The sequence below is a fragment of the Pseudoduganella sp. RAF19 genome, from assembly GCF_052114165.1.
Classification (GTDB): Bacteria; Pseudomonadota; Gammaproteobacteria; order Burkholderiales; family Burkholderiaceae_D; genus Rugamonas.
Genome location: NZ_JBFREF010000029.1, coordinates 1 through 1,733, shown reverse-complemented (window position 1 = coordinate 1,733; position 1,733 = coordinate 1). Strand labels below are relative to the sequence as shown.

The window sequence follows — 1,733 nt, the reverse complement described above, 5'->3', positions numbered from 1 at the left end:
TCTGCGCTCGCTGACGGTGCTCACACGGTGAGTGTGACCGACACGGACGCCGCAGGCAACACGAAAACTGCGAGCCTGGAATTCACACTGGATACAACACTGACCGCGCCCACTGTCGCGCTCACACATGACACCACGGACGGCGTTGCCGGCCACGACACCGATCACCTGACTAGCAACGTCGCATTGACCTTTAATGCGAAGGATGCTGACGCTACGCGTGTCATCAAAGTYGATGGTACGGCTGTCGCCAGCTACGATGCCTCGAAACTAGCCGATGGCGCACACTCCGTGAGCGTGACCGACACGGATGCGGCAGGGAATACGAGTTCGGTCAGCCTGGGCTTCACCCTGGATACGTCCCTGACTGCGCCAACCGTGGTACTCGTGCAGGACACGACCGACGGCGCGCCCGGCCATGATGTCGATCACCTTACCAGCAATGCGGCCCTGGCGTTCAACGTTCAAGACGCTGACGCGACGCGCGTCATTAAAGTCGACGGCACGACCGTGGCAAGCTACGATCCGTCATTGCTCGCCAACGGCGCTCACAGCGTGTCCGTGACCGATACGGATGCCGCAGGCAACACCAAATCGGCATCGTTCGACTTCACACTCGACATAACGCTGACCGCACCGACGGTGGCCTTGGTGCATGACACCAGCGACGGCGGAGCCGGGCATGATGCCGACCATCTCACCAGCAATGCCGCACTGTCCTTCGGTGACAAAGATGCTGACGCTAACCGCGTAATTAAAGTCGACGGCGTCGCCGTGGCGGCCTACGATGCGTCGGCCCTCGCTGACGGCGCACACAATGTCTCTGTGATCGATACCGATGCTGCGGGTAACACAAAATCGGCATCGCTCGACTTCACACTCGACACAACGCTGACCGCACCGACTGTGTCACTGGTGCAGGACACCAGTGACGGCGGGGCCGGACATGACGCCGACCATCTCACCAGCAATGCGGCACTGGCATTCGGCGTCAAGGACGCTGACGCTACGCGCGTCATCAAAGTGGATGGCAGCCAGATCGACAGCTACGATGCCTCCACACTAGCAGACGGCGCGCATTCGGTGAGCGTCACCGACACCGACGCCGCCGGCAATACGCAATCCGCCACTTTCGACTTCACGCTGGACACAACCTTGACTGCGCCAACCGTCGCATTGGTGATGGACAGCAGCGACGGTGCCGCCGGTCACGACGCTGACCATCTGACGAACAATGCCGCGCTGGCCTTCGGCGCAAAAGATGCCGATGCCAACCGCGTGGTTAAAGTCGACGGCGTCGCCGTGGCGGCCTACGATGCATCGGCTCTCGCTGACGGCGCGCACAATGTCTCTGTGACGGATACCGATGCTGCCGGTAACACAAAATCGGCATCGCTCGACTTCACACTCGACACCACGCTGACCGCGCCAACCATCGCGCTGGTACAGGATACGACCGATGGCGCCGTAGGCCACGACACCGACCACCTCACCAGCAACGCCGCGCTGACGTTTGGCGCCAAGGATGCTGATGCCTCACGCGCCATCAAGGTCGATGGCGTCACCGTGGCGGCTTACGACGCATCTGCGCTCGCTGACGGTGCTCACACGGTGAGTGTGACCGACACGGACGCCGCAGGCAACACGAAAACTGCGAGCCTGGAATTCACACTGGATACAACACTGACCGCGCCCACTGTCGCGCTCACACATGACACCACGGACGGCGTTGC

At 61.6% G+C, this 1,733-nt stretch carries 1 protein-coding gene; it reads left to right on the top strand.

Features of this window, described 5'->3' with window-relative positions; genetic code table 11:
• A partial coding sequence (locus tag AB4Z19_RS30440; RefSeq protein WP_442037141.1) for an Ig-like domain-containing protein occupies positions 1–1,733 on the top strand: 1,733 nt, incomplete at both ends.